The sequence below is a fragment of the Mucilaginibacter ximonensis genome (genome assembly GCF_042686265.1).
In the GTDB taxonomy this organism is placed as follows: Bacteria; Bacteroidota; Bacteroidia; order Sphingobacteriales; family Sphingobacteriaceae; genus Mucilaginibacter; species Mucilaginibacter ximonensis.
The window spans coordinates 479,146-505,786 of record NZ_JBHUPD010000003.1 but is presented as its reverse complement, the minus strand read 5'-3'; the positions used below and the strand labels follow the sequence as shown (position 1 = coordinate 505,786).

Here is a 26,641-nt window from a genome sequence, read left to right as displayed (position 1 = left end):
ATGAATAAGCTGACAACCGGCGACTATGTAGTATTTGCAATTTACTTTTTTGTAGTAGCTTTTTACGGATTATGGGTTTACCAACGCAAGCGTAAAGCCGAATCTGGTTCAAATGATTATTTTCTGGCAGAAGGTTCACTAACATGGTGGGCTATTGGTGCATCTCTTATCGCCTCAAATATCTCAGCCGAGCAATTTATCGGAATGAGTGGGTCAGGTTTTAAAATGGGCCTGGCTATTGCTACCTATGAGTGGATGGCCGCTGCCACCCTGATCATCGTAGCCATATTTTTCATTCCGGTTTATCTTAAAAATAAGATATTCACCATGCCTCAGTTCCTGAACCAGCGATATAATGGTACTGTTGCTATGATCATGGCCATTTTCTGGTTGCTGCTTTACGTAGTAGTTAACTTAACCTCAATATTATTCCTGGGTGCACTGGCGGTTAGCGCAATCTCTGGCGTTAGCCTGATGGCCTGTATCTGGGGGATGGCCATTTTTGCCGTAATTATCACCTTGGGTGGTATGAAGGTTATTGGTTTTACAGACGTTATCCAGGTATTCTTCTTGATTCTGGGTGGATTGGTGACAACTTATATTGCCGTTAATCTTGTTTCTACGCAATTTGGGCAGCATGGTGTGCTTGCCGGTTTAAGTGTCATGAAAGAACAAGCGGCAGATCACTTTCACATGATATTTAGCCATGACAATAAAAATTATCTTGACCTGCCGGGCTTAAGCGTATTAATTGGGGGTATGTGGATTGTTAACCTGAACTACTGGGGCTGTAACCAATACATCACCCAACGTGCTTTGGGTGCCGATTTGAAGACTGCCCGTGGTGGTATTTTATTCGCAGCTTTCCTGAAGTTGTTAATGCCGGTTATCGTAGTGTTGCCGGGTATTGCTGCGTTCATCCTGTACAAACACGACGTATTTGACTTTTCGCATAAAATCGGCGTTGGTGCCGACATGAACCCTGATCGTGCTTATCCCATTTTGTTGAATCTGTTGCCGTCGGGCTTAAAAGGTTTGTCATTTGCGGCTTTAACTGCGGCTGTGGTAGCATCTTTGGCTGGTAAAGCAAATAGTATTGCAACCATCTTTACACTGGACGTTTACAAAAAGATCAATCCAAAAATTAACGATAAGCAAACCGTAACTATTGGCAAAATAACCGTGGTTGTTGCCATGTTGCTGGGTATTTTATTATGTACTCACCTGGGTATCGATAAAAAAGGCGGTTTCCAATACATCCAGGAATATACCGGCTTTGTTTCGCCGGGCATCTTCGCCATGTTTATCCTGGGTTTCTTCTGGAAAAAAACCACTTCAAACGCGGCATTGTTTGCAACTATAGGTGGTTTCATCCTTTCATGCGGATTCAAAGTATTACCAGGCTATGTAAATTTAGCAGGCTTGGCACCTTACGGTTTCTCCGCTAAAAACGCTAACGGTGTTTATGAGATGCCGTTTATTGACCGTATGGGCTTTGTATTCCTGATCTGCGTTATCGGAATGTACATCATCTCTATGATCGAAAATGCCAAAGGTGATAAAGTTCACGGACTTGAAGTTGATTCAAGCATGTTTAAAACATCAAAAGGCTTTGCGGTAGGTACTTTGATTGTAGGCGGTATCCTGGTAGCACTTTATTCAATTTACTGGTAAGAAAAATATTTGCCGGTGGCATCATACTAACAACCCTCTTGTCAATCAACAAGAGGGTTGTTTTTTATAACCTATATACCGTTTTTTGTAACCGATAACATCATCCCTTACATGATCACCAATTTAGAACAAACATTTCGCTGGTACGGGCCAAATGACGCTGCAACTTTGCAAGCCATTAGCCACACCGGCGCTACCGGAATTGTAAACGCGCTGCACTATATCCCTACCGGCGAGGTATGGAGCCTTGATGAAATAAAGAAGCGTAAAGACATCATTGAGGCCGCCGGTTTCCGCTGGTCGGTAGTAGAAAGCGTAAACGTGCACGACACCATTAAGACAGCAGCCGCAGGTCGCGATCAGCATATCAAAAACTATATCGAGACACTTAAAAACCTATCTGCCGCCGGCGTAAAAACAGTTTGTTACAACTTTATGCCGGTGCTGGATTGGACACGTACCGATATTGATTATCGGTTACAAAATGGAGCCTCGGCCTTGCGCTTTCACGCCCCTGCCCTGGCGGCGTTTGATTTGTACATTTTAGAACGCCCCGGCGCTTTTGATGAATTTACGCCAGCCCAGCAACAAGCTGCCAAAGCTTATCTGGACAGCATCACTGCTGAAGAAAAGCAACAACTCATAAAAAACGTGATGGCCGGCTTGCCGGGCACTAAAGATGTACTGACTATCGACCAGTTTAAAGAGTTTTTAAAACGTTATGAAAATACCGATGCGGTATCGCTGAAAGCTAACATGGCTTATTTCCTGCAGGCAATCATTCCTGATGCGGAGAAACTGGGTATCAAGATGTGTGTACACCCCGACGATCCCCCGTTCCCGATTTTTGGTTTACCCAGGATAGTATCGACAGAAAAAGACCTGAACGATGTAGTAAACGCGGCGCCATCACCGAGCAATGGTATAACTTTTTGCACCGGCTCATTGGGTGCCCGTGGCGATAACGATTTGCCGGGTATTGTTGAACGGCTGGGTCAGCATTTCCACTTTCTGCACCTGCGTAACGTTAAACGTGAGGCCGATGGCAGCTTTTATGAAGACAATCACCTGGAAGGCAGCACCGATATGTTTGCCGTGATGAAAGCTATCGCCCTTGAGCAAAAGAAAAGACAAGACGCCGGCCGCGACGATGCAGTCATACCCATGCGCCCAGACCATGGCCATAAATTGCTGGATGATTTTAACCATGACACCTTCCCGGGTTATTCAGTTATTGGCCGTTTAAAGGGTCTGGCAGAATTGCGGGGGCTGGAGCTGGGTGTAAAACGCAGCTTGCTATAAAGTTAGTCACTCAAGTATAAACCCGTGTTTGCAAAAAGTACGGGTTTTTGCTTTTTAGGCTGACAAATTGAAACAATCAACAGGCTTTTTGCTTATCTAAGGGCAACTATTGTTTAAACGCCATCGTAAGTACAATATGCCTCATATAGCAGCCACATCTACCATAGATCTACCTTACAAGATCAGTCAACAGGAAGTTAAGCAACAGGCTCACGAGCTATTTTCGGCCAACTTCCCACAAACAGACCGGCTGATATTTGCTTTTGATAATACAGAGATTGTGACGCGCAATTTCTGTAAGCCACTCTCCTATTATGCAGAACCCAACACCTTCGAGCAGCGCAATAATGATTATATTGAAAATGCATTGAATTACTCGGTACAGGCGATTGAAGATTGTATCGTTAAAGCAGGTATAAGCAAAGGTGATATCACCGATATTATTTTTGTATCGACCACGGGCCTTGCAACGCCAAGTCTGGACGCCTTAATCATCAATAATATGCGGCTTAATCAGCATATTCGGAGAAGCCCGCTGTGGGGATTAGGTTGCGGTGGTGGCGTGTCGGGTATGGCCAAAGCCAATATGGCTGCCATTGCCGATGCAAATGCGGTGGTTTTGCTGGTGGCAGTTGAATTGTGTTCACTCACCTTAATCAAAACCGATTACAGCAAGAGTAATTTCATAGGCTCAAGCCTGTTTTCAGACGGTATAGCGGCTTGTATCATTAAAGGCGATGCCTTTGACGCCCCAAAACAAAAAGTGGCTTACATAGGCGCCAGCAGCAAATTATACTACGACTCGCTCGACGTAATGGGCTGGGATTTTAATGATACCGGGTTTAAAGTACTTTTCTCAAAAGATATACCTACCTTCATTCATGAAAATGTAAAGGCAGATATCACCGAGTTTTTAACCAAACAAGGTTTACAGCTAAGCGATATCAAAAATTTCATTTTCCACCCCGGTGGTAAAAAGGTTTTAGATGCCTACGCGGATGCCTTACAAGTGGAGGGCGACTTTTTAAATAAAACCCGCGCCGTAATGAACGACAATGGTAACATGAGCAGCGCTACTGTACTCTATGTTTTAGAGCGTTTTATGAACGAGGGCTTTGAGCCCGGCTACGGATTAATGATGGCCATGGGCCCCGGGTTTTCGAGCGAGATGGTGTTGTTAAAGCTTACAGAAAGCTAATCATGTATTTTATCGTCTTTATTACTTTTTTGATTCTTCAGCGGCTGTCTGAACTGTATATCTCCAGGCGCAATGAGAAATGGCTGCTGGCCAATGGCGCTATTCAATATGGGCAAGACCATTACCCGTATATGGTTACCATGCATACACTGTTTTTGCTTTCGCTGATTGTTGAATATAACTTAAAAGATGGCCAGCCAATTAGCTGGATAGCACTAGTCAGTTTCTTGCTTGTACTTTCTTTTAAATTCTGGGCTTTGTTGTCGCTTGGCAAATATTGGAACACCAAGATTTATCGTATCCCTGGAGTATACCCTGTAAAAAAGGGACCATACAAATTTTTCAAACACCCCAACTATATGGAAGTAATTTGTGAGATAGCCATAATCCCCCTGGTATTTCATCTTTATTACACGGCGATAATATTTACTTTACTCAATGCTATTATGTTAACGGTACGCATAAAAGTTGAGAATAAAGTATGGGCGCAATAGGTTAAATGACCCTGCTTTTTTTGTGCCCGTTATAAGAGCGGTAAGCCAGGTAATAAAATACTAGGAACACCATAAAGCTGACAATTACAGTCGGGTCTTTAATATAAGGATATATTGGAACTGCTATATAAATAGCAAACGACAGGGCTGCTATTGCGCAAAAGGCGAAAAATAGTGATAAGAATAGTTTCATTCAATTAGGGGTTAGGGGCCTGATAACTGATAATTCGCGACGAAAAATCAACTATCTATATTAAATATAACACCCTAAACCTCTAAAAATCAAATTTTTATAAAAAATATAGTCTTATTTAAAATTGAATTTATTAATAAGCAAATTTTTCGCCTAAGGCGGGGCTAATCAAAAACCCTGCGCAAATTTATTTACAATCACCCATCCAAATCATTTTAACTTAAATACCGTTGCAGCCAGCGGCGGCAAGGTAATATTGATTGAATTGCTTTTGCCATGCCAGCTTACCTTCTCACTTATTACCGGCTTATTATTATTAACACCGCTACCCCAGTAACCTACGGCATCTGAGTTAAATATTTCCTGCCAGTCACCGGCGGTAGGCACACCTATCCGGTAGCCCTCGCGCACAACAGGGGTCATGTTCAACACCACCAGCAAGTCATTTTTAGGGTTATTACCTTTACGCAGGTAAACCACTACTGAGTCGTCAACATTCCCCCCATCTATCCATTCAAAACCTTCGGGCGAAAAGGCTTTTTCGTATAATGCAGGTTCAGATTTATATAGTTGATTTAATGCTCTAACCGTTTCGCTGATACCTTTATGATTTGGATATTCAGTTACGTGCCATTGCAGCGCAGTTTGAAAATTCCATTCATCACCCTGGCCAAACTCACAGCCCATAAATAGCAACTTGGCACCCGGGTGAGTAAACATATAGCTATAACACAAGCGCAGGTTAGCAAACTGCTGCCATTCGTCGCCCGGCATTTTGCGTAACATAGCGCCTTTACCGTATACCACCTCATCGTGCGAGAAAGGCAGCATAAAGTTTTCAGTAAACGCATAAATCAAACTAAAGGTCAATACATTGTGGTGATATTTACGATTGATCGGATCTTCAGAAAAATACTTCAACGTATCGTGCATCCAGCCCATCATCCATTTCATACCAAAACCCAGTCCCCCGACAAAAACCGGACGGCTTACACCGGTAAATGAGGTCGACTCTTCGGCTATGGTTTGAATGTCAGGAAAATGGCTGTAAACAGCTTCATTAAACTCTTTCAGAAACGATATGGCTTCCAGGTTTTCATTACCACCAAATACATTGGGTTCCCACTCACCTACGTTACGCGAATAGTCAAGGTAAAGCATTGAAGCCACCGCGTCTACACGTAAACCATCAACATGATATCTGTCCAGCCAGAAAATAGCATTGCTGATCAGAAACGCTCTGACCTCATTGCGGCCGTAATTAAATATATATGATTTCCAATCAGGGTGAAACCCTTTGCGGGTGTCGGCATGCTCGTAAAGATGCGTACCATCAAATTTGTAAAGCGCCATAGCGTCGCCAGGGAAATGCGAGGGCACCCAATCCAATATTACGCCTATACCTTCCTGATGAAAACGCTCAATCAGATACATTAACTGCTGAGGAGTGCCGTAGCGCGACGATGCCGCGTAATAACCGCTTACCTGGTAACCCCAACTCGGGTAAAAAGGATGCTCCATAATCGGCATAAACTCCACGTGCGTAAAGCCCATATATTTTACGTAGGGCACCAGCATTTCGGCCAATTGTTCGTAGTTATAAAACTCGTCGGGGCGGTCAAAATCGCGCGCCCATGAACCTAAGTGTACTTCGTAAACAGAATAAGGTTTATCTAAAGCATTATGCTGATAGCGGTTTGCCATCCAGTTAGCATCCTTCCACTCATAAAAAGTATCGGCCACTATTGACCCTGTAAGCGGCGGAACCTCCCAGCGTAAAGCAAACGGATCGCTTTTTTCAAGATCTTCGCCGGTGGTAGAGTTAATGAAATATTTGTATACCTCACCATTCCCTACGTTAGGTATGTATCCCTCCCATATCCCAGAGCCATCCCAGCGGCTATACAGCGGATGCGAACCCTTATCCCAACCGTTAAAGTTGGCGATAACCGACACATAATGTGCGTTGGGTGCCCATACTGCAAAATAAGTGCCCACTACCCCATTTAGCTCAACCACATGCGATCCTAACTTATCATATAATTTGTAGTGCTTACCCGACTGAAACAGTGCTATGTCAAAATCAGTAAAACGGCTATATGGAATTACCCGGCGCACATCGTTCAGATGCGCCACCTCATCTGCGGCAATTTCAGGTTTAACAGCTTTTTTAGCCGTTACAGACTTGCTGCCCGCTTTCGGTTTGTCCGCCGTTTTTTCTCTGGCGACTTTAGCCGGCGCGGCTTTCTCTGTTACAACTTTAGCCTTAGCAGTTTTTTCAGATTTTGGGTTTGCAGATTCAGGAGAGGTAATCGTGGTTTTTTTTGCCATAATAGGTTTGCCCTTTCGGGCGGTTTTAGATAAACTCAATCAAGGTAATGAGTTTTTTATAACAATCAAACATATAATTGTTCGATGAAAAAGTAATAAAGGGCATTATTGTTTGCGGATGCCATACTGCGTTAAAAAATGTTAATCTTTTCGTTGGGTGAATGTTAGTGATTACTTTCGGTTAAAACCCAAACGCTTATGCTGCACAATTACATTACTATCGCCTGGCGAAACATACTAAAAAACAAGACTTTTTCGCTCATTAATATTTTCGGTTTATCTGTTGGGATATCTTTTACCCTGTTAATTGGGGCTTACGTTTGGAGCGAAGTACGCTACAATCATCAGCTTAAAAATGCCGACAACCAATATATCATCCTAAGCCGTTGGAAGGACCCTAACCTGGGAAGCGAAATTGGTGTTCTGGCAGAAATACCAAAAGCGCTTAAGGATAACTGCCCCAATCTGGTTGCCAATTATTATCACGCCGATGGTATTACGACAGTAGTATCAAAAAACGATAAACATTTCAGGGAAAACCTGCAGTTAGGCGACAGTACCTTATTAAGCACCTACGGATTTAAACTATTATATGGTGATACCAATACCGCACTAAAAGATCCGTTTACGGTAGTAATCACCCAAAAGATGGCTATCAAATATTTTGGACATACCGATGTAACCGGCCAAACCCTCAATTTTGCAAACCTTAACGGGGGCAACCACGACTTTACCATTACCGGGGTATTGAAAGAGATGCCCGAAAACTCGGTAACATCATTAGCGGGCAAAAATGAGTTCTTTTTTAACAATGCAGGTGCGCGATATTTTAATCGCAGCCTTAACGGCTGGATGAATCCGGGCAATATAGGGTATGTGGAGTTAAAAAAAGGTGCAAACCCCGTCGCGGTTGAAAAAGCCATGAAGTTTTTGATAGATAGAAACGTATCTGACGAAACGATTAAAAAAGAGCTTACAGAATACCTGGTAAAACTTACCGACTATAATCTGCAAGCTAACAAGGGCCTGATTAAAAAGATGGTTTATACTCTCTCTTGCATAGCAGTATTTATATTATTTATGGCGATTATCAATTTCGTAAACATTTGCATTGGCCGTTCGGCAAGCCGCATGCGCGAGGTGGGAATACGAAAAGCGCTGGGTAGTTTACGTAAACAGCTCATCTTTCAATTTTTAATTGAGTCGACCGTATTGGTTTTGGCCTCAACCTTAATTGCATTGATAATATACCTGGCAGCCAAACCTTATTTTAGTACCATTTTAGGTAGAAATATTCCAGGTTTGTTTAGCTTCCCGGCATACATCGGTCCTGGGCTATTGGTATTTATATTGTTGACAGGTGCATTAGCGGGCCTGTATCCTGCAATTGTACTATCGGCTTCAAAATCTGTCGATTCATTAAAAGGCAAACTTAGTTCGGTAAAAGAGAGCGTATTACTTCGTAAAACGCTGGTAGCTTTTCAATTTACCATAGCTGCAGTGGTTTTAACAGGCGCCATTATCATGTCGCAGCAAATCAGTTTATTTTTTAGCGATAATCTGGGTTATAAAAAAGACAATCTGATCTACGCACAACCGTCCCGCGACTGGTCATCACAAGGGGTACAGAAAATGGAATACATACGCTCGCAACTAGCTCAGTTACCTGAAGTACGTAACATATCGCTATCGTACGAAATACCCGACGGCCACAACGGCAGCAATTTTAAAGTGAACCGACCCGACAAACCAGACAAAGTGATCAGCAGCACCGGACTGGTTTGCGACGATGGCTATTTGTCAACTTATAAAATTCCGCTCAGAGCCGGAAAATTTTTCGACCCGGTATTTACTAAAGCCGATAGCTTAAAAATTGTCATTAATGAAACACAGGCTAAATTGCTGGGTTGGGCTAACCCGCAGGAGGCTATTGGCAAGCCGGTAATGATATGGGCCTATTCGGCAAAGCCTTTTACAGTTTGCGGTGTAACTGCCGATTTTCATTTTGGATCGATGCATGACAAAATAGAGCCAGTAACGTTTATGAGTAATAATTATGTTTCCGTTTACCGTTACTTCAATATCCGTTTAAAACCCGGTAATTTGCAAAGCAGCCTGGCCGCTATTCAAAAAAAGTGGACTGCATTGATGCCCGATGCCCCCTTTGAATATCAGTTTATGGACGACGCTCTGGCAAAAGTTTATGCTACTGAATTACAACTTAAAAAAGCGGCCTCATTAGCAACCGCCTTATCTATAATCATCGTGCTATTAGGTGTATTGGGCTTGATATCGCTTAGCGTACAAAAACGCACTAAAGAGATCGGTATCCGCAAAGTGCTGGGATCATCCATCAATGCCATCATTATGCTTTTCATGAAGGATTTTCTGGTCACCGTGGCTATAGCAGGTTTGGTTGCTTGTCCACTAGCCTACGTCATCATGTCGCATTGGTTAGACGGGTACGCGTCACGCGTAAGCATTACACTGCTACCATTTGTTTTGACTATGGGTACACTGACTGTTTTGACGGCAATATTAATTGGCTTACAAACCGTTAAAACGGCATTGGCAAACCCGGTGAACAGTTTAAGGGTGGATGGGTAAACTTTTTGGTGTAAAACAAAAAAGCCCTGTCGAAAAAATCGGCAAGGCTTTTATTATTCCAGGCGCTAATTACTTAGCGGCAATATCAATCTTCTTAAAGTTTTTACTGTATTTAAACTCTAGCAAGCCATCTGCGTTGACCGCAAAATCGGTAATCGCTTTGCCGTCAGCAGTAATGGTTTTAGCTTTAAACGGCAAACCCGATACCGTAAAGGTATACATATCATAACGTGGTGTATACAAACCTTCAACACTTTGCTGTATGCTCATGCTGGTTTTGGTACCGCTGGTAACAAATTTTTTCTCAGAGTAGATGTCTTGCTCATAGGCAAAAGTTTCTCCATAATCTTCAAAGAAGAACGAGTTGGCATCATGATCGGCAAAATAAATATTTAGTTTAACCTCTTCAATCTCTTTTTCGCCAACGTACTGCTGTATAGGGTATTCCGGAATAACCGCACCGGCTTTAATGAATACGGGGATCGTTTCTAACGGGGTTTGAACTTCAACCTCTTTACCACCCTCGACAACTTCAAGTGTCCAGAAGTTATACCAAACGCCGGTTGGCAGATAAACACGGCGGCTTTTCTGACCAGGCTCCAACACCGGGCAAACCAGTATCTTATCGCCATAAGTAAACTCGTCCTGGCGGAAGTAGTTATCTGATTCCAGCTGCTCCTGCATCACAATAGGCCTTAAAATAGGGAAACCATAACGGTGGTGCTCCCAGAAGGTTGAGTACAGGTAAGGCAGCAATTTATAACGTAATTCGATGAATTTGCGATTGATAGCGGTATACGGATCGCCAAAGCTCCATGGCTCACGTTCCTTGGTATCGCCGGCAGAGTGCGCGCGCATAAACGGCGAGAATGTTCCTAACTGAATCCAGCGGGTAAACAGTTCGCCGTCTGGTTCGCCGCTAAAGCCACCTATATCAGTACCGCAAAACGGAATGCCTGACATTGACAGACGTTGTAGCTGAACGTTACCCAATTTCAAATGCTCCCAGGTTGCCACGTTATCTCCCGTCCAAACTGACGAATAACGCTGTACGCCCGAATATCCGGCCCGGGTAATTGTAAACGGGCGTTTATTTTTCATGATATTACGCAAGCCCTCATACGTAGCGCGTACCATTTGCATACCATACACGTTGTGTGCTTTACGGTGCGAGCCACGGTGGCCATCGTACTGATGACGGACATCATCAGGGAAAGTGCTGGTACCAAATACAGCAGGCTCATTCATATCGTTCCAAACCCCGGCGACGCCCGCGTCAACAAGGCCCTGAAACAAGCCGCCCCACCACTCACGTACCTCCGGGTTTGTAAAGTCAGGAAACTGGCAACGGCCGGGCCATACATGGCCTTCCATAAAATAATCGTCGCTCCGGCGGCAGAAATAGCGTTTCTCCTTACCTTCTTTAAATACCCAATAATTATCATCAACCCGAATACCCGGATCAATAATTACCACGGTTTTGAAACCATCCTTAGCCAAATCACTGATCATGGCTTTCGGATCAGGGAAATATTTTTTATTCCAGGTAAAGCAACGGTAACCGTCCATGTAATCAATATCCAGGTAGATACCGTCGCAAGGAATATTTTGCTCACGAAATGTAGTAGCAATCTTTCTAACCTTAGCCTCAGGGTAGTAGCTCCAGCGGCATTGATGATAACCAAGAGCCCATAACGGCGGCATTGGATGCGTACCCGTAAGTTTGTGGTAGTTTTTAACCACGTCCATCATATGTGGCCCGTGTATATAGTAATACTGTAATTCGCCGCCATCAGCCCAGAAACTGGTTTTGTCAGGCTCTTGCGAACCAAAGTCGAAATGCGATTTAAACGTATTGTCAAAGAAAATACCGTGGGATATACCCTCATTTATACTGATGTAAAAAGGTATGGTGCGGTAAATAGGATCCTGATTCCATTGGAACGAATAAGCATCGGTATTCCAGTTTACAAAACGTTTACCGCGCAGGTTGAGCTCAGTAGGTTTATCGCCCAAACCAAAAAACGCCTCACGGGGAAGGCATTCTTTAGTACAAAACACATAATAACCACCAAAGGCCACGTTTTCTTCCCAGTGCATAGGTACGGCGTCCATACTGGTAATGGTGTCATCCGCATCGGAGAATGAGATGAAAAAATCAGCCTTACGGATATGGCAGGTAACTACACCTGTTGAAACACGAAACTCAGCATCATCCTCAAACAAGGTAAAGGCAGTGGCCTTAGGAGTAATCTTAGGCACTCCATAAGAAAACTCCTCCAGAAAAACCCCATGCGGAGCCAGTCTAACCCGGATAATCTCGTCTGTTACTACTACTATTTCAACTTTGGCCTCTCCGTCTGTAAAATAGAACTTGTGACCTATCTGATCGGCTTGTTTGGGTATGCCCAGATATTTTTTTATGATGGGTTTTATTCCGATTACAGGGTTGTTTACATGTTGAAACACCTCTTCTTCGGCCACTGTGGATTTGTTTAATTCTAATTCGGGGTTTGTCGTGTTCTCTTCCATATACTATGATCGATTCGGCACTTGCACACAAATATTCGCAGTAAAAGCCAAAAATTAATGGCAATTGCCTGTTTCAAGAGCTAATAAACGACTTTTATTCTATAAAAAGGACAGATGAAGCCGGAAAAGATGGACAACAGTGAAAAATTATGAAAGTCATAATTTTCAGTACTTTAAAGTACTGCAATTTAATATTAAAATAGCAACGGGCGGGTACCCGCTGCTATCCGGAATTAAAAGATTTATAAAGCGTTTAACGCTGCTTTTAAGCCAACAACCGCGGCATTACTGCTGTTACCAGCCTCAAATATTTCGGCCGATGACATTTTATTACTGTAAAACGCATGGTTAGCGTCCTTATCAATAGCCAGGTTTGAACCATGAATGGTGATACCTGCAAATAATCCGCGACTGCGTGAATAGGAATAAACCTCGGCCTCTAACTTATAATCGGTAGTTGCCTGCGAACTGCGGCCTACAGGGCCGGCTGCTGCTGATATGTCACCGCCAATGGTAAAATCGCCATTTTTAACTTTGGCTAACACACCTTTGTGCCTAAATACCAACACCAGGTCGGTAGACTGCACACCGATCTGCAAACCAATGCTACCGCCTGTCATAGTAACAAATACCGGGTCGCTCCATTTACCGTCTGGCAACTTTACCAGCGCAATGCCTTTGCCGCGTTTGGCACCCACACCAAAGCCGGCGTTCAACAGCCCCGGGATAATTACAATACCTTCATATTGCGATATCAGATCATGGGGTATGGTTTCTTTCATTTTACTAAAAGCCTTTAGCACATCGGTTGATTTATTGACGCGCTCAGTTTCTTTACTCACATCAGTGGCCGACGCCATTATCATCAGTACAGATAACAATACCGGCGCTATAAATAATTTTAAAGTTTTCATGATTGACAGATATTAATTTGTGTTATGAACAAAACCTGCGAATCCGGTAGTTGTTTGCTAAAATGTAAGTTTCCCCGTCATATAATTATCCTATCTGTTTTTAGCATAATAGCATATTAAACCCGGTGCTTATCTTTGCACAAATGAAACCCGGTAAACAGCAGGTATTTTCTATAGATAATGATGCGGCATTTAACGAAATTGCTTTGCAGACTTTCAGGTATCAGGCAAAAAACTGCCGGGTTTATGCTGATTTTATCGCCGGTTTGGGTATTGATACCGAACGAATAAACGCAGTTACGCAAATTCCGTTTTTGCCTATCGAGTTTTTTAAGGGCCACCATATTTTAAGCTCGGCAGATGCGGCGCAGGTTACCTTTACCAGCTCGGGTACTACAGGCATGATCACCAGCAGCCATTATGTAACTGACGTGAGTTGGTATGAGGAAAGCTTTCGCAAAGCGTTTAATTTATTTTATGGCGATATAAGAGATTATACCGTCCTGGCGCTGCTGCCCTCGTACCTTGAGCGTCAGGGATCGTCATTGATTTATATGGCCCAGGATCTGATTACCCAGTCAAACAACCCTGACAGTGGCTTTTACTTATATAACTACGACGAACTGGCCGCGCAACTGGCCAAACAGCAGATTGCTGCCAAACCTACCTTGTTAATAGGCGTGACTTTTGCGCTGCTTGATTTTGTGGAGCAGCACCCAATTAACTTTCCAGAATTGATTGTGATGGAAACCGGCGGCATGAAAGGGCGTCGTAAGGAAATGATCCGTGAAGAACTGCACGCTGTTTTATGCGAAGGGTTTGGCGTAACCGCCATTCATTCAGAGTATGGTATGACTGAGCTGCTCTCGCAAGCCTACTCACAAGGCGGGGGAGTTTTTTACTGTCCGCCCTGGATGAAGATCATCACCCGCGATACCAACGACCCATTAACTTTAATTACCGACGGCAAAGTTGGCGGCATTAATGTTATCGACCTGGCTAATATTAATTCGTGCTCATTCATTGCAACCAAAGATTTAGGTAAGATTTATGCTGATGGTAGCTTTGAGGTTTTAGGGCGTTTTGATAATGCCGATATACGCGGCTGTAATTTACTGATAGCGTAAAACTTAATATGCAACTAACGGAATTTAACTATTTTTGCACCTCACAAATACCGAAACAACATGATGGATCAATTTTTGCGTGACGAGCAAGACCCAAAAGCGATAGAGAAAGTTTACACCCGCCTGGTTGACTTGTTAACCACCGGAGAAGAAATTATATACATAGCCGTACAAAAAAAACCTTTGGTAAACATTTTACCTGATTGTATTGCGATTACGAATAAGCGCGTACTGTTTTTTACCCCGGCAAACCTGGGCCTGTCTATAAAATTTGTCGACTTTGTTTGGAAGGATATTGTTGACGTTTATACAAAGGAAGAGATCATTGGCGCTATATTTAGCGTAAAAACCACCAATGGTGCTGAAATGGGTGTCGACTATCTACCGAAGGTACAGGCCCGTAAACTATATCAATACGCGCAAGAGCGAAAAGAAGCCGAACGCGAAGCACGCCGCCAGCGCGAGCTTGAAGAGAAACGCGCCGAATCGGGCTCTATTCAATACGATCAGCATGCTCCGCCGCAAGCTCCTGCATTACAGGCTGCCGCACCGGCACAAGTTGAGCCAACTCCTGCTCCGGCAGCACCTGCCGCCGAGGTTAAACCAGATGTGTTGACTGAGAAATTGAAAAAGCTGAAAACCTTGTTCGATAACGGACTAATCTCACAAGAGGAATATAATTCTAAGAAATTGGATTTGTTAAGCGATCTGTAATTGAAAGAAACCATAAAGAGGAAAGGGGCAGATGATCATCTGCCCCTTTCCTCTTTATCAAATTTGTCATTCTCAGCATCGCGAAGAATCTTATTTAAGCGATTATCGACCTTTAACTATCAATCGGATAAGATCCTTCGCTACGCTCAGGATGACAAGTGGAGTTTATTGATGACAAACAGGATTGCGTTACTTACTCAGCAATAATCAAAAAGTAATTCTTTTTACCTTTTTGAGCGACAAGGAATTTCCCACCTATCAGACTATCTGTGTTATAAACATCTTCAGGAGCGCCTATTTTAGTTTTATTGATGGCTACCCCACCACCCTGGATCATTTTTTTTGCTTCGCCTTTTGATGCAAAAACTTGGGTATTGGCAGCCAGTAAGTCGACAGCACTGATACCAGCCTGTAAATCGCTCAAGCTTATTTTAAAATTAGGCACACCTTCAAATAAACCAATTACCTCAGCCTCGCTTAGTTCATTCAAAAACTCAATGCCTGTATTGCCAAATAAAAACTCTGACGATTTGATAGCTTTTTCATATTCAGCTTCGCCATGTACACGTATGGTGATGTCTTTAGCTAAAGCTTTTTGTAAGGTACGCAGGTGCGGTGCGCTGTCTTGCTCGGCTTCCAAACCTTTAATAGTGTCCTCGTCAAACAGGGTAAATATGCGGATGTAGCTTTTTGCATCGTCATCGCTGGTATTTAGCCAAAATTGATAGAATTTATAAGGTGATGTTTTTTCAGCGTCCAACCATATATTACCCCCCTCGGTTTTACCAAATTTTGAGCCATCAGCCTTTTTAATCAATTGTGTGGTTAAAGCAAAAGCCTCGCCGCCACCTTTGCGGCGCACCAATTCAGTACCGGTAACAATGTTACCCCATTGATCTGAGCCACCCATTTGCAATTGGCAGTTGTTATGTTTCCACAAATAGTAAAAATCATATCCCTGCACCAACTGGTAGGTAAACTCAGTGAACGACATACCGGTCTCGCCTTCCAAGCGCTTCTTAACCGAGTCTTTCGCCATCATATAATTAACAGTGATGTGCTTACCAACCTCGCGGATAAAATCAAGAAAAGTAAAATCTTTAAACCAATCAAAGTTGTTCACCATCTGAGCGCTATTGGCCCCACTATTAAAGTCAAGAAATTTCTCTAATTGCGCTTTAATACCGGCAAGGTTTTTCGCTAAAACATCTTCTGACAACAAATTACGCTCGGCCGATTTACCTGAAGGGTCGCCTACCATACCGGTGGCGCCGCCAACCAGGGCAAAAGGTTTGTGGCCCGCACGTTGAAAATGTATCAGGGTCATGATCTGCGCCAGACTGCCTACATGCAATGAATCGGCAGTTGGGTCGAACCCGATATAGCCGGATGTCATACCTTTATTTAACAGTTCCTCAGTTCCGGGCATAATATCATGCAACATGCCGCGCCAGCGTAATTCTTCAACAAAATTCATTGATATAGTATCTTTTAAAATGCCCGTAACTATCGGGCCGCCAAAGATAACAGATTATACATTTTTATACACTTTATATGGGCGATTATATACCGATTTATAAACACTCGTCATTTTACAGTAATCTAAATGTTATAACAACATCTAAATTTTAGCTGCTATCAAACATTTTTCCTATTTTTAGCTGAGGCCCGTTTATGAATTTTTTATCCCACTTTTATTTTGACTGTGAGGCTACCGACTGCTATTTTGTACTTGGTACCGTACTGCCCGATTTATTGAAGAATGCGGATAAGCGCATTGTTTTGCATCCTGAAAAACTGCATCATACCAACCCTGCAGTTAACAGCATTGTAGCCGGATGGAACAAACATCTTGATGTAGATAAGCATTTCCACTCTTCAAATTTTTTCATAACGCACTCGCATCAGCTTAAGAAAGAATTATTACCAGCTATAACAGGCTCGCCGGTCAAACCGTTTTTTTTAGGTCATATTGCAGTCGAACTAATTATTGACAACCTGCTGCTCACCACCGGCGAAATAATGGTTGGCGATTTTTATGACCATTTAAAAGGTTGCGATAACGAAGTGATTGATGACTTTCTCGTTTCAGCCGGATTGAAAGACACTACCCGTTTCTTTCGTTTTTTTGAAGGATTTAAACGTGATAAATATCTGAACACCTATTCAGAAACAGAGCAAATTGCATATGCGCTAAAACGCATCTGTATGCGTATTTGGGACAACCCCTTCACCCCGCAACATGAGGCACAGATGAACAAGGTAGTTATCAATTATCGTGAGCGGTTGCTGCCTGAATTTATGTCGATTTTTAGTGAGATTGAAAGTAAGCTGTAAGCTCATTTATGATGATTTAGATCCGGCTAATGAGCTGTCAGTTAACAATATCGCCTAAAATCCGCGTTTTGTCATCAAAAGCCCTTAAAAATCAGCATTTAACATTAAATAAAATTTCCTTGTATAAAATATAGTCGTACCTTTGCAGTCCCAATTAACAAATTGGGAAAAGGAGATAAATTAATTAATGGCAAAAAAACAAGAAGCAGAAAAAGAATTAAAAGCTAAACAAGCTGAGCTGGAAACAGCAAGAGCTGGTGGCGAAAAAGAAACTATTGAATCAGAGGCTGATTCAATATCAATCGAAGAGATTAAATCTCAAATTGCTTCAGTACCTAATGCAGATTTTGATTGGGATGCTGATGACAAAAAATTTGGTAACTACAGCGACAGCGACCGTGAGAAATTCGAAAAATTGTATGATGGAACTTTCAGCTCTATCACCAAAGGCGAAATCATCACTGGTACCGTTGTAAGTATCAACAACAAAGACGTTGTCTTGAACGTTGGATTTAAATCTGATGGTTTGGTATCAGTTTCTGAATTCCGTGATACACCTGATCTGAAGATCGGTGATACAGTTGATGTTTTTGTTGAGTCGCAAGAGGATGCTAACGGTCAGTTAGTATTGTCTCGCAAACGCGCTAAAACTCAAAAATCATGGGAGAAAATCAATTCTGCATTGGATAACGATGAGATCATCACCGGTTTTGTTAAGAGCAGAACTAAAGGTGGCTTGATCGTTGACATCATGGGCGTTGAAGCCTTCTTACCAGGTTCACAAATCGACATTAAACCTATCAGGGATTATGACGTTTACGTGGGCAAAACTATGGAGTTCAAAGTTGTTAAAATTAACCACGAGTTTAAAAACGTGGTAGTATCACACAAAGTGTTGATCGAGGACGACTTAGAAAACCAAAAAACCGAAATTGTCGCAAAACTTGAAAAAGGTCAGGTATTGGAAGGTACAGTTAAAAATATTACCGACTTTGGTGTATTTATTGACCTTGGTGGTGTTGACGGTTTATTACACATTACAGATATTTCATGGGGCCGTATTGAGCATCCAAGAGAAGTTTTATCATTGGATCAAAAAATCAACGTTGTTGTGCTTGACTTTGATGATGAGAAAAAACGTATCGCCTTGGGCTTGAAACAATTAACTCCACACCCTTGGCAGTCGCTTGACGAGTCAATTCAGGTTGGTTCAAAAGTTAAAGGCCGTATAGTTACTGTTGCTGATTACGGTGCTTTCTTAGAAATCATCCCGGGTGTTGAAGGTTTGATCCACGTGTCAGAAATGTCGTGGTCACAAAACCTGCGCAACCCGCAAGAATTCCTGAAAGTTGGCGACGAGATCGAAGCTCAGGTATTGACATTAGACCGCGACGAGCGCAAAATGTCATTAGGTATTAAACAATTAACGCCTGATCCATGGCAAAATGCTGCTGAGAAATACGCTATCGGCACTCAGCACGTAGCTACAGTTAAAAACATGACCAACTTTGGTGTGTTTGTTGAACTGGAAGACGGTATCGACGGTTTGATCCACATCTCTGACCTTTCATGGTCTAAAAAAATAAACCACCCTAACGAGTTCACTAAAGTTGGTGAAAAACTGAACGTGGTTGTATTAGAGCTTGACGTTGAAAACCGCAAACTGAGCTTAGGTCACAAACAATTAGAAGAAAACCCTTGGGATACTTTCGAAACTGTGTTCACACTGGATTCAATCCACGAAGGCACTGTATTGAAAGTAACTGACAAAGGTGCAATTGTTGCTTTACCTTACGGTGTTGAAGGCTTCGCTCCTACCAAACACCTGGTTAAAGAAGATGGCAAAGCTTTAAAAGCTGACGAAACGGCTGACTTCAAAATCATTGAGTTTAACAAAGAGAACAAACGTATCGTGATTTCACACGCTCGTATTTGGGAAGATGCTCGCGCTGATGCTCGTGTACAAGACTTCGAAAACCGTAAAAAAGAGGCAAAATCTGCCAGCAATGCGGTTAAGAAAGTGAAAGATTCAGTTGAGAAATCAACTTTAGGCGACTTGTCAGTTCTTGCTCAATTGAAAGAACAAATGGAAGGTGCAGAAACCAAAGCTGCTGCTAAAAAAGCTGCCGCTCCAAAAAAATCTGAAGAAGAAGCTAAATAAGCTTTAACCGAATATTTTTAAAACTAAAGCCCCCGAGTGATCGGGGGCTTTTTTGTATAATAAAAACATCATCACTGACAGGGTTATTGCTTCGCTTAATTAACAAAGTAGACCTCACATGTGTAACCGGGAGCAATAGCTTATCAACTCGATGAATAGTTTAAGTGCTATATAGCCTAAAACTAACATGGTTATAAAACCTAACACAAGCTGTAAAAAGTTTTCATAGGTTCGGTTGCGTACGGGCACAGGTTCAGGATTTAAATTTTAAAGCTTTGTATGTGAAAATACAAAACATTCCCAAAAGTTGTACTGCAAATAGTTAAATTTCATATTTATGCTGACGGGGCATTGTCAGCAATGTTGTTTCATTCAGTTTCAATTTGTTTCACTGCTTTTTGTAAGCAGCTATAAATAAGCCAATTACATTAAAATGTTGTTTCACTTGTTTCATCTGTTTCACATTCACCTGAAACAAAACAGCTCCATTAGCTCTCTGTCATTAAAATAAATATAGCGAAAGAGATTACTGCGGGTAATTACCTATCAAGCCGCCGGGAACGAGAAATAAAATGTAGTACCCTTACCCTCATAGCTTTCCAGCCAGATTTTACCATGGTTTGCAGCAACAAACTCTTTGATCAGACTTAACCCCAGGCCACTGCCTTTCTCGCCTTTTGTACCATAAGACACCTGCAAGTTTGAAGTAAGGAATTGCTTCTGCTGATCTTCAGTAATGCCCTTACCGGTATCACGAACCATAAATATCACCTTGCCGTCTTGCTTATCTGCGCCAAGTTCAATGCTGCCTTTTTCATAAGTAAACTTAATAGCGTTTGACAGCAGATTACGTATAATAAAATCAAAATGGTTAATATCACCAATAATCCCGGCACCCAAGGGTACACGGTCAATAACCGCTATATCTTTGAGTGCAGCTTGCCTGGAAAGCAAATTTATGTTTTTGTCAACAATAGCCTTGGTATCGAGCGTTTCAGGCTGTACCTTAATACCTTGCAATTGCGTCCTCCCCCATTCAAACAATGTTTGCAGCAGCTCAAAAGAAGCCTCCGTTTGTTTGCGCAGGTCAGATATCATGAGCTTCAATTCCTCTTCGGTAAAATCTTCAGTTTCCATCAAAGCAAATAACTGCGCTGCGCTGCCGGCCGGCCCCTTCAGGTCATGACCAATTACAGAGAATAAGGTATCTTTAACCTGGTTAGCAGCTTTCAGCTCCTTGTTTAACCGTCTTATTTTGCGTCGCTCAAAAAAGAACATTACCAAAGCCGCCAATACAATCACTAATATCACCAGGCTTAAATCAAGCTCTTTTTTTTCTACTTTACTTACTTGTTGCAGGTTACCAATCTTCTCGCGCGATGACTCTAACGCGTAGCTGCTGTCTATAGCTGCGATATCTTTGGTGGTATCGGCATTTAACAAACTATCCAGCAAACGATGATTTTCTTCAAGAGCAGCCATCGCCTCCTTATAATCTTTTTCCTGCTGATAGACACCGGCCATTGCTGCGTAGATGCTGGCCGCAAGACGTGGCTGGTGCAGACTATCGGCCAGATGCAATGCACTTTTCAAATCTTTTAAACTCTGGCCCGAATCCTCTTTTTTCAGCACACCGGCTATATTAATCAAAGCTTCGGCCTGCTGCTCCGGGCGATTGTATTTTTTAGCTTCAGAAAGCGCTTGTTTGTATGTAGAAAGCGCGTGAGCAGACTGGCCTTCCTGCTCGTAAATCTTACCTTCTTCGCCCAACATATTGATCTCCGTATCGCGTTCGGCCGGGATCTTACTATTTTGTACGCCTTCTTCCAGATATTTGATGGCTGTACGGTTATCACCTTTACGCAAATACAGATGGCCTATCCTGTCCAGTAAAATAAAGTACTCTTCAGGCTTCTTTTGCCGATGCTCATACTGCACCAACGTGCGCAGGTAATACGTAAGCGCTTTTTCAATATCGCCTTTTTCTTCGTATACCTTACCTAAACCGCTATAAGTATCCAGTATACCGCTACTATCATGACTATCCTTGTAAAAAGTAAGCGACTTATCCAGTTCAGTAACTGCTACCGCGACGTTCTTCCCCTGGCCATCCAGCAGCCCCAGTTGATCATACGCTGCGGCCACACCTTCCGGCTCATGCAGGTTACGAAATATCGACAAGGCTTCATTAATAAACCGGCGCGCCAGGTTTGCATGGTTATGCAGAATATTTACGCTACCAAGCTCCATAAGTAATACAGCCTGACTGTGATGGTCGCCCATCAATTCAGCCAGGCGCATGGCCTGGTTACAATAATGCACAGCCGAATCGGGCTGATCAGTAGCATAAAGTTTACTAATTTCTAAGTAGGTATCTATTTTTTGTTGGTTACTCTCATTTTTCAGACGCGATCGCAGCGTAGATAACGGTACCTGGGCAAATGCGGTGCTGCATATCAACAGCAAAATTAAGGGGTAATTAAATTTATACATCATCAAGGCCTTTTACGTAAAACAAGATTGAATGTTAGCTTTTGTCTCGATTAAGCTACACAAATAATTACCAAAATTATTACCTTTGCCCAAATCCACCCATACGATGCAAAATCTTACGCTGCTCGACGGTCAGAAATTTCAAATCACTATTCAGCGTCTTTGTCGTCAATTAATTGAGAATCATAACGATTTTTCGCAAACAGTATTAATTGGCATACAGCCAAGGGGTATTTACCTGGCTAAACGCGTTGCTGATGAACTACGCAAAATTTTACCCGATCACAACATTCAGCAAGGCGACCTGGATATAACTTTTTATCGTGATGACTTTCGCCGACGCGAATCGCCACTAGTGCCTAATCAAACCAAGATCGACTTTATTATTGAAGGCAAAAAAGTGGTTTTAATGGATGATGTGCTATGGACCGGCCGTACCATCCGCGCAGCTATGGACGCGATGCTGGCCTTTGGGCGGCCGGAGCGTGTTGAGCTGTTAACGCTGGTTGACAGGCGTTACTCTCGCCACATCCCGGTAGCAGCTGATTATATCGGCATTGAGGTTGATTCCATCGCGTCGCAAAAAGTGGTGGTAAGCTGGAAAGAAACTGATGGCGAGGACAGAATACTTTTGGTATCTGAAGCTAAGTAGATATCGGATTTCGGATGTTCGAGTTCGGATTTAAATCCAATCGAACAATCGGAAACCGACAATTAATAAGAAAATAATTATAACAAATCCGAATTCGAACATTCGAAATCCGAAATAAAAATGGGTTTAAGCACACGCCACTTACTTGGAATTAAAGGTTTAAATGAAGCTGATATTCAGTTGATATTTGAAACAGCCGACAATTTTAAAACGGTGTTAAACCGTCCGATTAAAAAAGTTCCGTCGCTTCGGGATGTGACCATTGCCAATATTTTCTTTGAAAACTCTACCCGTACCCGCTTGTCATTCGAATTAGCAGAGAAACGCCTGTCTGCCGATGTGGTAAATTTCGCCGCTTCGTCATCATCAGTGAGTAAAGGCGAAACGCTGATAGACACGGTAAACAACATCCTGGCTATGAAAGTGGATATGGTAGTGATGCGTCACCCCTATGCCGGCGCGGCTACCTTTTTATCAAAACACGTAAAGGCGCAGATAGTAAATGCCGGTGACGGCGCACACGAGCACCCAACGCAAGCGTTATTGGATGCTTTTTCAATCCGTGAAAAATATGGCGATGTTGCCGGTAAGAAGATTGTTATTGTGGGCGATATCCTCCACTCTCGCGTGGCGTTATCAAATATCCTTTGCCTGAAAGAACTGGGTGCCGAAGTTATGGTTTGCGGACCAACAACGCTGATCCCGAAATATATTAGTGCCTTAGGCGTTAAAGTAGAGCATAACCTGATCAAAGCTTTGAACTGGTGCGATGTGGCCAATATGCTGCGCATTCAATTGGAGCGTCAGGATATTAAATATTTTCCATCGCTGCGCGAATACACTATGCTATACGGATTGAATAAAGAGATTTTAGACTCGTTAGATAAAGAGATTACGGTAATGCACCCGGGGCCGATAAACCGGGGGGTAGAGATAACCAGCGACGTAGCCGACAGCAAACAGTCTATCATTCTGGATCAGGTTGAAAATGGTGTAGCCGTACGTATGGCCGTGCTATACCTGCTGGCAGGTCAAAACCCTTGATAATATGATAAAAACGCTGCGTGGATTATTGCTTTGTGCGATTGGCTTATTGTTAAGTCTCAACACAAACGCACAGGCACGCCAGCTTCGCAAAACCGATTCGGTTTTTGTGCTTATTAAACAGTACATCGTTACCAAAAACCCGGACGCTATTTATAACCTGGCCGATGCCCGTTTTAAAAAATCCATCCAGCATGGCGACTTTAATGATTTTCTGGCGAAAGAACTGTTTCCGCTTGGGATTGTGGAAAGACTCGCTCATTAGTTTCGTAAACAATGTTACTGCGGCCTATCGTGTACAATTTGATGCCGTGACTATGCTGCTCACTATTAGCCTGAGCGAAAATGATAAACTATCCTATTTTAAACTTGAACCATATAGAGAGACATCGGTAACCAAACCATCGCCGGCTGCCACAAATAACCCTATGGCAACCCCGGTTGACGGGTTGGTTGATTCTGTTGTGCGTAAATATATCCAGCGTTCTAATACGGTAAGCATGAGCGTGGGCATTATCAGGAACGGAAGCGTTCATACCTACAATTACGGCGAAACTAAAAAAGGTAAAGGTAATATGCCCAACATGGGCACACTGTATGAGATCGGTTCCATCACTAAAACGTTTACGGCTACTTTATTAGCCTGGTATGTGAATGAAGGTAAATTGAGCCTGGACGATCCAATCACGAAATATCTGCCCGACTCGGTTGCTGCTAACCCGGCCTTGAAAGATATTAAACTGGTAAATCTAAGCAACCACACATCAGGCCTGCCGGGCTTACCCACCAACTTTGCGAAGCAAAAAGATTACAGCGATGCCAATCCTTATAAAAATTACACGCGCGAAATGTTATTCAGCTACCTGGCAAATTGCAAGTTAAGAAGCAAGCCTGGTACCGAGTACGCTTATTCAAATTTGGCGGTGGGCTTGCTGGGCGTAATTTTGGAACGCATTAGCGGAAAACCATATGAGCAATTGGTCACCGAAATTATCTGTCGCCCCCTGGGGATGAAGTCAACCTTACAACATCTATATCCGCTTATTGCAGGGCGATTTGCTTTTGTTTATGATGAGGAGGGCAAGCAAACGCCGGCCTGGGATTTTGATGCGCTGGCAGCCTGCGGCTCTCTCCGATCGACTATTAATGACCTGCTACTCTATGCTAAAGCCAACATGAACAAAACTGACACCAAGCTCTCAAAGGCTATGGAATTGGCACATCAAATAACTTTTAACAATGGCGATACGCAGGTTGGTTTGGGTTGGCATATCATTAAGGTTAATGGGGTGAGTTACCTGTTTCATAATGGCGGTACCGAAGGCAGCAGCAGCTTCCTGGCTTATAATATTGAGAAAAAATTAGCTGTGATCCTGCTATCTAACGCGGGCGCAAGTACAGATAATACCGGGGTAGATATTATATATAAATTACAGTAACCATTAAGTTTAGCAAATAGTTATGCTATCGCCGGGCTTATAAATATTATGAAATTTGATACCCTGTTTATCAAAATGTTTGGTATAAGCTTCATAGCGTTGTTTAATAAAAAACTCTTTAGCATAACCATCATGCACCGGCAGTATTTGTTCGGGTTGCAGCTTGTCAGCAAAAGCTGATATCATAATTTCATTGGCAAAAGGCGCCATGGTGACCATTATTAACAGTTCAATACCTTTATAACGCAGTAGCTCATCTTCCATCGAATCGACCGGATGCAGCACACGGTCATTAATAACAAAACCCAGCATCTGCGGTAGCGGGTTATCCAAAATCAGTGCATGTTTAACCGTAATAGCCTCCAGTTTGAACGGACCAAGTTGATGTGTACCATCTTGCCAAACATTGTGCGCCATATCGTTTTTTTGCAAAACTTCGGCCACTTGCGCGGTTGTATAAACCGGGGCGTTGCTTAGCTCCACAATTTTTTTCAGGTTATCAATATCCAGATGATCAGGATGAATATGGGTGATAACGATAGCATTGACATCACTAAACAATTCTGGTTGAACGTCGCCTTCGGCAAAACTGAACTTTCCCGGGTCGAACAACAGCTTGTAGTCATCTATCTCAAAAACTAAACAAGAGTGCAGGTATTTGGATATTTTCATGTTGACAGTGTAATAAGATTTTAACCGGGTTGCCCACGAAAGGTTTTGTGTTAATTATAACAACGCTGTCAATTCAACCAATGATGATATAGTAGCCACCTGCCCTTCCTCTACTTCGCCAAAACCATAGTCAGCAAAAATAAAGGGTACTCCGGCTTTGGTTGCTGCTGTATAATCGCCTAAAGTGTCACCAACGTAAACCGGCGCTTTCAACTCATGATCCTTTATAATGTCAATAATATTTTCGGCTTTGGGCTGATTTTTGGCACCGTAACATTGGTGGCCTGCAAAATAATGTTCAAACCCACTAACCTTGAAGAACACCTCAATGTAACCGCTTTGGCAATTGCTTACTATGAAAAGTTTATATTTTTTAGAAAGCTGCTCGAGAGCCTGTTCCAAACCCGGATATAAATCGCCACCTTTTTTATATAAAATCTCCAGTTCATATTTGCCGGCCAATGCTTTGAATTCTTCACGCTGTTCTTCTGTCAGGTAAGGTAACAGGGTTTCAAAAATGGCTTTGTAGGTCATGCCGGTTATCGAGTGGACCATGGGGCGGGTAAAATCTTCTTTGATATAGTCTACCTGTTCTTTAGCCGTTTGCCAGGCCACCACGACATTAGATGAGCTGTCCCACAATGTGCCATCAAGATCAAAAATTATACTATCAAATTGGCTTTTTAATAAATTATTCATCGGTGGCAAAAGTAGGTTTTAATTTTGGAGGAACTTCTTCAAATTTTACTCAAAATCT

The 26,641-nt window shown here is 42.6% G+C and carries 20 protein-coding genes; 13 read left to right on the top strand and 7 right to left on the bottom strand.

The window, feature by feature from the left end; all coding sequences use genetic code 11:
* The 4 genes from ACFS5N_RS16185 to ACFS5N_RS16170 all read left to right on the top strand — a co-directional run bounded on the left by ACFS5N_RS16185 (nucleotide 1) and on the right by ACFS5N_RS16170 (nucleotide 4,668).
* Nucleotides 1-1,674, top strand: a complete 1,674-nt coding sequence (locus ACFS5N_RS16185) for a sodium/sugar symporter (RefSeq protein ID WP_377187887.1) — start codon at nucleotides 1-3, stop codon at nucleotides 1,672-1,674.
* Between the two features lie 111 nt (nucleotides 1,675-1,785).
* Nucleotides 1,786-2,976, top strand: a complete 1,191-nt coding sequence (gene uxuA, locus ACFS5N_RS16180) for a mannonate dehydratase (protein ID WP_377187884.1) — start codon at nucleotides 1,786-1,788, stop codon at nucleotides 2,974-2,976.
* Between the two features lie 136 nt (nucleotides 2,977-3,112).
* Nucleotides 3,113-4,174: a type III polyketide synthase gene (locus tag ACFS5N_RS16175; protein ID WP_377187881.1), complete on the top strand. Its 1,062-nt coding sequence runs from the start codon at nucleotides 3,113-3,115 to the stop codon at nucleotides 4,172-4,174.
* A 2-nt stretch (nucleotides 4,175-4,176) separates the two neighbouring features.
* Nucleotides 4,177-4,668, top strand: a complete 492-nt coding sequence (locus tag ACFS5N_RS16170; protein ID WP_377187879.1) for an isoprenylcysteine carboxyl methyltransferase family protein — start codon at nucleotides 4,177-4,179, stop codon at nucleotides 4,666-4,668.
* 403 nt (nucleotides 4,669-5,071) lie between these two features.
* Here the strand turns inward: ACFS5N_RS16170 and glgB are convergent, their stop codons facing one another.
* A complete protein-coding gene (gene glgB, locus ACFS5N_RS16165; RefSeq protein ID WP_377187876.1) occupies nucleotides 5,072-7,192 on the bottom strand; it encodes a 1,4-alpha-glucan branching protein GlgB in 2,121 nt (706 codons plus the stop codon).
* 198 nt (nucleotides 7,193-7,390) lie between these two features.
* Here glgB and ACFS5N_RS16160 point away from each other — a divergent pair, with 198 nt between their 5' ends.
* Nucleotides 7,391-9,799 (top strand): ABC transporter permease, encoded by a 2,409-nt coding sequence (locus ACFS5N_RS16160; protein ID WP_377187873.1) that lies wholly within the window; start codon nucleotides 7,391-7,393, stop codon nucleotides 9,797-9,799.
* Nucleotides 9,800-9,868: 69 nt separating this feature from the next.
* Here the strand turns inward: ACFS5N_RS16160 and ACFS5N_RS16155 are convergent, their stop codons facing one another.
* Nucleotides 9,869-12,331 carry a glycoside hydrolase family 31 protein gene (locus ACFS5N_RS16155; RefSeq protein WP_377187870.1) on the bottom strand — a complete coding sequence of 821 codons (2,463 nt, stop codon included), beginning with the start codon at nucleotides 12,329-12,331 and terminating at the stop codon, nucleotides 9,869-9,871.
* Between the two features lie 242 nt (nucleotides 12,332-12,573).
* On the bottom strand, nucleotides 12,574-13,245 hold the full coding sequence (locus ACFS5N_RS16150; protein ID WP_377187867.1) for a lipid-binding SYLF domain-containing protein: 672 nt from the start codon (nucleotides 13,243-13,245) through the stop codon (nucleotides 12,574-12,576).
* Between the two features lie 143 nt (nucleotides 13,246-13,388).
* Between ACFS5N_RS16150 and ACFS5N_RS16145 the strand changes: the two genes are divergently transcribed.
* Together ACFS5N_RS16145 and ACFS5N_RS16140 are read left to right on the top strand one after the other, a co-directional pair.
* A complete protein-coding gene (locus tag ACFS5N_RS16145; protein WP_377187864.1) occupies nucleotides 13,389-14,372 on the top strand; it encodes an acyl transferase in 984 nt (327 codons plus the stop codon).
* 60 nt (nucleotides 14,373-14,432) lie between these two features.
* Nucleotides 14,433-15,086, top strand: a complete 654-nt coding sequence (locus tag ACFS5N_RS16140) for a PH domain-containing protein (RefSeq protein ID WP_377187862.1) — start codon at nucleotides 14,433-14,435, stop codon at nucleotides 15,084-15,086.
* Between the two features lie 193 nt (nucleotides 15,087-15,279).
* Here the strand turns inward: ACFS5N_RS16140 and tyrS are convergent, their stop codons facing one another.
* The gene (tyrS, locus tag ACFS5N_RS16135) at nucleotides 15,280-16,563 is read right to left on the bottom strand and encodes a tyrosine--tRNA ligase (protein WP_377187859.1); all 1,284 of its coding nucleotides are present in this window, start codon (nucleotides 16,561-16,563) and stop codon (nucleotides 15,280-15,282) included.
* A gap of 197 nt (nucleotides 16,564-16,760) precedes the next feature.
* Here tyrS and ACFS5N_RS16130 point away from each other — a divergent pair, with 197 nt between their 5' ends.
* Together ACFS5N_RS16130 and rpsA are read left to right on the top strand one after the other, a co-directional pair.
* Complete coding sequence (locus ACFS5N_RS16130) at nucleotides 16,761-17,423, top strand: hypothetical protein (RefSeq protein WP_377187856.1); 663 nt, start codon at nucleotides 16,761-16,763, stop codon at nucleotides 17,421-17,423.
* Nucleotides 17,424-17,610: 187 nt separating this feature from the next.
* Entirely contained in the window at nucleotides 17,611-19,584 is a 1,974-nt protein-coding gene (gene rpsA / locus ACFS5N_RS16125; protein ID WP_377187853.1) for a 30S ribosomal protein S1, read from the top strand.
* Between the two features lie 546 nt (nucleotides 19,585-20,130).
* Here rpsA and ACFS5N_RS16120 read toward each other — a convergent pair.
* Complete coding sequence (locus ACFS5N_RS16120; RefSeq protein ID WP_377187850.1) at nucleotides 20,131-22,080, bottom strand: ATP-binding protein; 1,950 nt, start codon at nucleotides 22,078-22,080, stop codon at nucleotides 20,131-20,133.
* A gap of 103 nt (nucleotides 22,081-22,183) precedes the next feature.
* On the opposite strand from ACFS5N_RS16120, the gene pyrR reads away from it, so the two are divergent.
* The 4 genes from pyrR to ACFS5N_RS16100 all read left to right on the top strand — a co-directional run bounded on the left by pyrR (nucleotide 22,184) and on the right by ACFS5N_RS16100 (nucleotide 25,212).
* Nucleotides 22,184-22,729, top strand: a complete 546-nt coding sequence (gene pyrR / locus ACFS5N_RS16115) for a bifunctional pyr operon transcriptional regulator/uracil phosphoribosyltransferase PyrR (protein ID WP_377187847.1) — start codon at nucleotides 22,184-22,186, stop codon at nucleotides 22,727-22,729.
* A 120-nt stretch (nucleotides 22,730-22,849) separates the two neighbouring features.
* A complete protein-coding gene (locus ACFS5N_RS16110) occupies nucleotides 22,850-23,773 on the top strand; it encodes an aspartate carbamoyltransferase catalytic subunit (RefSeq protein ID WP_377187844.1) in 924 nt (307 codons plus the stop codon).
* Nucleotides 23,774-23,777: 4 nt separating this feature from the next.
* On the top strand, nucleotides 23,778-24,038 hold the full coding sequence (locus ACFS5N_RS16105) for a hypothetical protein (RefSeq protein WP_377187841.1): 261 nt from the start codon (nucleotides 23,778-23,780) through the stop codon (nucleotides 24,036-24,038).
* Nucleotides 24,010-25,212: a serine hydrolase domain-containing protein gene (locus tag ACFS5N_RS16100; protein ID WP_377187838.1), complete on the top strand. Its 1,203-nt coding sequence runs from the start codon at nucleotides 24,010-24,012 to the stop codon at nucleotides 25,210-25,212. Before ACFS5N_RS16105 ends, ACFS5N_RS16100 begins: the two co-directional genes overlap by 29 nt.
* A gap of 9 nt (nucleotides 25,213-25,221) precedes the next feature.
* Here the strand turns inward: ACFS5N_RS16100 and ACFS5N_RS16095 are convergent, their stop codons facing one another.
* Together ACFS5N_RS16095 and ACFS5N_RS16090 are read right to left on the bottom strand one after the other, a co-directional pair.
* Nucleotides 25,222-25,884 (bottom strand): MBL fold metallo-hydrolase, encoded by a 663-nt coding sequence (locus tag ACFS5N_RS16095; protein ID WP_377187835.1) that lies wholly within the window; start codon nucleotides 25,882-25,884, stop codon nucleotides 25,222-25,224.
* A 54-nt stretch (nucleotides 25,885-25,938) separates the two neighbouring features.
* Nucleotides 25,939-26,583 carry an HAD family hydrolase gene (locus ACFS5N_RS16090; RefSeq protein ID WP_377187832.1) on the bottom strand — a complete coding sequence of 215 codons (645 nt, stop codon included), beginning with the start codon at nucleotides 26,581-26,583 and terminating at the stop codon, nucleotides 25,939-25,941.
* Nucleotides 26,584-26,641 lie beyond the last annotated feature (58 nt).